The sequence below is a fragment of the Candidatus Binatia bacterium genome (genome assembly GCA_036382395.1).
Classification (GTDB): Bacteria; Desulfobacterota; Binatia; order HRBIN30; family HRBIN30; genus JAGDMS01.
Map to the genome: position 1 here is coordinate 21,317 of DASVHW010000429.1, position 6,114 is coordinate 27,430.

The 6,114-nt window shown below is 63.6% G+C and carries 5 protein-coding genes; 2 read left to right on the forward strand and 3 right to left on the reverse strand.

Annotated elements, in window-relative coordinates; translation table 11 throughout:
* Positions 1-14: 14 nt before the first annotated feature.
* A complete protein-coding gene (gene mgtA, locus VF515_21340) occupies positions 15-2,597 on the reverse strand; it encodes a magnesium-translocating P-type ATPase (GenBank protein HEX7410173.1) in 2,583 nt (860 codons plus the stop codon).
* A gap of 246 nt (positions 2,598-2,843) precedes the next feature.
* Here mgtA and VF515_21345 point away from each other — a divergent pair, with 246 nt between their 5' ends.
* Together VF515_21345 and VF515_21350 are read left to right on the forward strand one after the other, a co-directional pair.
* Complete coding sequence (locus tag VF515_21345) at positions 2,844-3,149, forward strand: hypothetical protein (protein ID HEX7410174.1); 306 nt, start codon at positions 2,844-2,846, stop codon at positions 3,147-3,149.
* A gap of 29 nt (positions 3,150-3,178) precedes the next feature.
* On the forward strand, positions 3,179-5,020 hold the full coding sequence (locus tag VF515_21350; GenBank protein HEX7410175.1) for an ABC transporter ATP-binding protein/permease: 1,842 nt from the start codon (positions 3,179-3,181) through the stop codon (positions 5,018-5,020).
* A 152-nt stretch (positions 5,021-5,172) separates the two neighbouring features.
* On the opposite strand, the gene VF515_21355 is transcribed toward VF515_21350, so the two are convergent.
* Positions 5,173-5,535 (reverse strand): hypothetical protein, encoded by a 363-nt coding sequence (locus VF515_21355; GenBank protein HEX7410176.1) that lies wholly within the window; start codon positions 5,533-5,535, stop codon positions 5,173-5,175.
* A gap of 31 nt (positions 5,536-5,566) precedes the next feature.
* The coding region (locus VF515_21360; protein ID HEX7410177.1) for a hypothetical protein at positions 5,567-6,114 on the reverse strand (548 nt) is incomplete at its 5' end.

Genomic DNA, 6,114 nt, shown 5'->3' on the forward strand with positions numbered 1-6,114 from the left:
CGCACGCCCTCCAATCAAAGCAGTGCGTGTCGCCGATAGAACCACGACTTTACGGCCTGTACCACCAAAAGGTAGGTCGCGGCGAGAAACGCAATCGTAGCCAACATCGACACCGGTAGTGGCGTAAACCGCAGCAGGCTCCCGACCGGCGTGTACGGCAGCACAACGGCGATCGCCACGACGGCTAAGACACTGATCAGCAACGGCCGGCTGGGACGGCTCTTGAGCGGGTTGCCTGCCGTCCGGATGACAAATACCACGAGCGTTTGTGTTGCCAGGGACTCCACAAACCAGCCGGTGTGGAAGAGTGGCGCGTTGGTGGAAGCGTGGAACACCCAGAGGAGTACCCCGAACGTGAGGAAATCGTAGATCGAGCTGATTGGACCGATGATCATCATGAACTGGCGAATGAACGCGATCTGCCAACGCTTGGGCCGGTGCAGCAGGGCGGGATCAACATTGTCGCTGGGGAGGCTGATCTGCGAGACATCATAGAGAAAGTTGTTCAGCAGTATTTGAGTCGGCAGCATAGGCAGGAATGGCAGGAAGAGCGACGCGGCGGCCATGCTGAACATGTTGCCGAAGTTCGAGCTCGTCCCCATGATGATGTACTTCATGATGTTGGCGAAGCTGCGCCGCCCCTCGACGACCCCGTCGTTCAAGACCGCAAGATCCTTCTCGAGCAGGATGATCTTCGCGGCGTCCTTGGCTACCTCCACGCCGTTGACGACGGAAATGCCAACATCCGCGGTGTGCAGCGACGGGGCGTCGTTGATGCCGTCACCCATGTACCCGACGACGTGCCCACGTGCCTTCAGGGCGAGGATGACCCGGTTCTTCTGTTCAGGAGACACGCGGGCAAAGATGGCGCCGTTCTCCGCCTGGTAGGCCACGGCGGCATCATCCATCGTGTCGATCTGGTTCCCGGTGACGATGCGGTCTGCTTCTAGACCCACGTCGCGCGCCACCTTCTGGGTCACATACTGGTTGTCGCCGGTCATGATGACCACGGAGACGCCATTCTGTCTCAGCGCCTCGAGAACGGAAAGAATGCCCTCCTTGGGAGGGTCAAGGAAGGCCGCGAACCCGGCCAGCGTCATACCCTGTTCGGCCACCGCGGTGTAGACATCCTGCTTCGCCACCTGCAGCACTGCGACTCCAAGCGTGCGATACCCGTCGGCACTCAGCTTTTGGAAGGTCTCAGCCGCCTGAGCTCGGCGGCTCTCGTCGAACGGCTGGGGCGCCCCATCGATGGTCACAGTCTGGCAGATGGCAAAGACGCTCTCCGCCTCGCCTTTGGTGACCAGGAGGTGCTCGTCACCTCGCCGCACCACCACCGAAAGACGTTTGCGGTTGAAGTCGAAAGGGATCTCGTCCACCTTCTCATACTCGGCGATGGCAGGGTGCTCGTGTTTCAAGACCGCGTCGTCCAAGGGGCTCTTGATGCCCGCTTGAAAGTAACTGTTCAGGTAGATGAACCGCAGGACACTGTCGTCATCCTTGCCTTGGACATCCACGTGCCGGTCGAGCACGATCTCGCCTTCGGTCAGCGTACCCGTCTTGTCGCTGCAGAGGATCTCCACGCTGCCGAAGTCCTCTATGGCCGCCAGTTGCTTGACGAGAACCTTTTTCCTGGCCATCCGCCGCGCGCCTCGGGCCAGTGTGACCGTGATGATCATCGGCATCATCTCAGGCGTCATCCCGACTGCGAGTGCGACAGAGAAGAGAAAAGACTCCAGCAGCGCGCGCTTGAGAACGAGGTTGACCAGCAGAACGAACAGCACGAGCAGCATGATCACCCGTGTGATCATCAGCCCGAAGTGGCGTATGCCACGGCCGAACTCGGTCTCCGGCGGCCGCATCGCCAAGCGCTGGGCAATCTCGCCGAAAGCGGTGTCTCTCCCTGTGCACACGATGACCGCGGTGCCAATCCCCGTCTGCACAGCAGTGCCCAGGAAAACGCTGTTGCTCGCGTCGGCAACGCCGTGCTTCCCCTCGGGAAGATCATTCGCTGTCTTCTCGACGGGCAAAGACTCTCCGGTGAGGGCCGACTCACGCACGTGGAGGTCCTTCGCTTCCAACAGACGCGCGTCCGCCGGCACGAGGTCTCCGGCATTGAACCTGACAATGTCCCCGCGGACCAGTTCCGTTACCGGCAGTTCCTGTTCTCGCCCGTCACGCACAACGGCAGCCGTTGTGGCGACTTGCTTGCGAATCTCCTCCACCGCATGTCGAGCCTGGAACTCCATGAAGAAGTTCAGCAGCACGCTAAGCAGAACCATCGAGATGATGATCAGTCCGCCGACCGGGTCACCGAGCGCGAGAGTAATGGCGCTGGCTACGAGAAGGATGATGACGAGGGGATTGGTAAAGAAGCGGAGAAAACCGATCAGCCCTGCGAAGCGCGACTCACGCACAAAGCTGTTTGGGCCATAGAGGCGCAGTCGCCGTGTCGCCTCATCGGAAGTCAGGCCGGCCGGCGTTGCCTGCAGCAGTCCAAGCAGATCCGGCAGCGGCCTATCCCAAAAGCCGTGCAGAGATGTGTCTCGTTGTCCCGACGTCTGCGCTGGCGACGCGAACCATGAACGTGAGATCATCTGGACGAAATCCTCCCCACGGTAAACCCAACGTCCGAAGGCGTTTACCATGTTCGGAGGGTAGCCCCGCTTGGAATCAGAGGCAATCAATCGGCGGAAAGCGAGGTCTAACGCGACGTCGTAGCGCGCGGAGTGGTAGGTCTCCCGGAATCTTTCTGTTTGACGTAGTATAGCAGTGAGGGCCGGTTTGGTCGTTGAAGACGAATCATGCGGGGTCGCGGCAGCGCGGCTGAGAAAGGATGAACGATGGAGATTGGAAACACGGCGGTGCAGACACTCATGGCGATCGACCTGGCAGCTGCCGAGTTCCGGCACCGGATCGCGGAGCATGTGTTCCTCAACAGCGGCCAGTTGAGCCCGCTGTGCCACCGTCCGCTGGATCTGCACCGCTTCATGGAGCAGTTCGCGCAGCTGATGGCCCAGCCGCTCGGCGTCATTCTCGTCGAAGGCGACCCGGATCGCGCGCGCGCCACGGTGGAGAGCTTCTTGGAAAACGCCCGCATGCTCTTGCGCCTGGAGATCCGCAGCAGCGAGCCGTCCGCCGGGCGATGAGTGTCACCAGGTTGCCCTAAGCGACTGTCGTGCACGTGCGGGGCCGGTCGTTTGTGGCCGACATCTGGTCGCTGGCGCGGCCATATTGGGTGTCGGAAGAAAAGTGGGTGGCGCGTGGGCTGCTGGCGCTGGTCGTCGGGCTGTCGCTCGGCTCGATCTACATCGCCGTGCTGGTCAACCACTGGAACCTGGCGTTCTACAACGCGCTGCAGGAATTCGACGCCATTGAGTTTTTTCGCCAGCTGCTGATCTTCCTCGGGCTGACCGCCGCCAACGTGGTGTGCGCGGTGTACCAGGTCTATTTCGGCCAGATGTTGCAGATCCGGTGGCGGCGCTGGCTCACGGAGTCGTTTCTGGCGGCCTGGCTCAAGGACCACTCGTATTACCGTGGTGCTCTCCTCGGTGCAGTGTCGGAGAACCCGGACCAGCGCATCAGCGAGGACATCGGGCTCTTCGTCGTATACACCCTGAGTATGACGCTGGGGATGCTCACCTCAGCGGTGACGCTGGTGTCGTTCATCGCGATCCTCTGGAGTCTCTCCGGATCGCTACTGGTCCCGCTCGGGCCGCTCGGTGCGGTCAGCATTCCGGGATACATGGTGTGGGCGGCGTTGCTCTACGCCAGTCTCGGCACTTGGCTGGCGCTGCGCATCGGCGCACCGCTGGTGCGGCTGAACTTCGACCTGCAGCGCTACGAGGCGGATTTCCGCTTGAGCATGGCGCGGGTGCACGACAACGCCGAGAGCATCGCCCTGACGCGCGGCGAGGCCAACGAGCAGGTCCGCTTCCGCGAGCGTTTCACGCGCATTCTGCGCAACTACTGGGCGATCATGCGGCGACAGAAGCGGCTGAGCGCGTTCACCTGGATCTACGGGCAGCTGGCGCTGGTGTTTCCTCTGCTCGTCGCTGCGCCGCGCTACTTCGCGCACCAGATCATGCTCGGCGGCCTCATGCAGACGGCGCAGGCCTTCGGGCAAGTGCAGGGCGCGCTGAGCTTCATCGTCAACAGTTATCCCGACATCGCCCGCTGGCGTGCCGCCGTCGATCGGCTCATCGGCTTCGAGCGCGCCCTGCGCAACCCGGCAACGTGTGGGAGCGTGGAGCGCCGCATCGAGGTCCGGCGCGCGCCGACCCTCGCACTGCATGTCGACGATCTCGACATCGATCTGCCCAGCGGGGCTCCGCTGCTGCGCGCCCTGAGCTTCACGGTGCTCCCGGGCCGCTCGTTGCTCATCGTCGGTCCTGCCGGCGCGGGCAAAACGACGCTGCTGCGTGCCATCGCCGGCATCTGGCCATACGGCAAGGGCCGCATCGAGATTCCCGATACTGGGCGCGAGGTGATCATGCCGGAGAAACCGTATCTTCCTGTCGGGACCTTGCGCCAAGCGCTCACCTACCCGCAAGTCGACGCGCGCCTTGCGGGTGACGACCTGCAGTGGGACCCGAGCCAGATCGGCAGTGCCCAGCACGCCGGCCTGGCCGAGCGCGACGGTGAAGCGGCCTACTCTAGAGCGCCCATCGGGCCGGAAGGTAGCGGCCTCCCAACCGACGCCGATCTTCAGCGGACCCTCGCCCTGTGCGGCGTGGCGCATCTCGCCAGCCGCCTCGACGACGAGCAAAACTGGTCACAGCGGCTCTCCCTCAAAGAACAGAAACGGCTGGCCTTCGCGCGGCTGTTGTTGCAACGGCCCGACCTCATCTTCCTCGACGAAACGACCTCCGGCCTCGACGATGAGTCGGCGCTATACCTTTACCGCATCCTGCGCGAGGAGCTCCCCGGCGCCATGGTGATCACCGTCGGACACATAGGCCCGTTGCAGCAGCTGCACGACGCCCAACTCGAGCTGCGGCGTTGCGGGGAGCGGAGCTGAGCTGAGCGGTTAGTCGGCGCAGCGCGAGCCCAAGCCGGCGCCCGACGCTAGGCGCTTGCGAGTGAGAACAGGTTACGCGTGAGTTCTTGCGACGGCACCGCATAGCGACCAACGGGAGCGGCCCATAGAAGAGACGCTGGGCGCAGCCCCGATCAGTCGATCCGCGGTCCGTGCTGGCGGTTGACGTACGCCGCGATGATCAAGGCGACGACGATGGCGAGCACCGCGACCAGCAGGGCGTGCAGATAGGCGACGATGCCGAGGACGAACCCCTCGATGAGCCACGTGGCTGCGATGCTCACCCCCAGCAGCACCACCACGCCGGCGGCCCACGGCCAGCCGCGCCACACGCCGACCGCGGCCACGAGCGCACACACCGCTTGCAGGACGAAGCCGATCAGCAGCAACGGCACGGGCTGGCCCACCAGCATCGCGGGCACGTAGCCCGCGATGTACACGCCGTATCCCGCCAGCGCCACGGCAATCAGGAGCAACGCGGTGGATCGATCATTCATGCACCCTCCCTTTTCAGGCATCCACCCGCGTTTAGCCGCCCAACGCGCCGCGGAAGCGCTTGACGGCGGCGGTGGCGGTGGCTCGGGCATCGACGAGGACGGAATCCACCGTACGCTTGACGTCTGCCCACGAGCCGCCGGCGGCGCTGGACACGCGCTTGAGGGTACCTGCGGCCTCGCGCTGCTTCGACTTCAAGAGGCTCAAGTGAGTCCGCGCGTCCTGGCGCAATTCGCGAATCCGCGCGCGCGCATCGGCCTCGAGCTTATGCTCCGCCTTGCGCAAGCCCCGCTGGATCTCACCGATCGATTGTTCCAGGTGCCTGATGCCCTGTTGAATCTCGGCGTACATGGCCCGCGCCTCGCGCGGCATCGCCTTCTGCGCCCGCCGGGGTGCGCTCAGCGCTTTGGAACGCTTCTTCGGTGCCTTGGGGGACATGGAACGCTTCTTTGGTGCCTTGGGGGACATGGTCTTCTCCTTCCCGCGCCGCTCGATCGCAGCACGCGCATCGTTGCCCTTGTTTCTGTCAAGCCGGAATCCACCTCTAGGGCCTGCGGCCAGCGTCATTTCTATGGCCCGCT

Coding starts and splice junctions, on each gene's coding strand:
- VF515_21345 (HEX7410174.1), top strand. CDS start 2,844: ATGGAGATTGGAAACACGGCGGTGCAGACACTCATGGCGATCGACCTG.
- VF515_21355 (HEX7410176.1), bottom strand. CDS start 5,535: ATGAATGATCGATCCACCGCGTTGCTCCTGATTGCCGTGGCGCTGGCG.
- mgtA (HEX7410173.1), bottom strand. CDS start 2,597: ATGATCTCACGTTCATGGTTCGCGTCGCCAGCGCAGACGTCGGGACAA.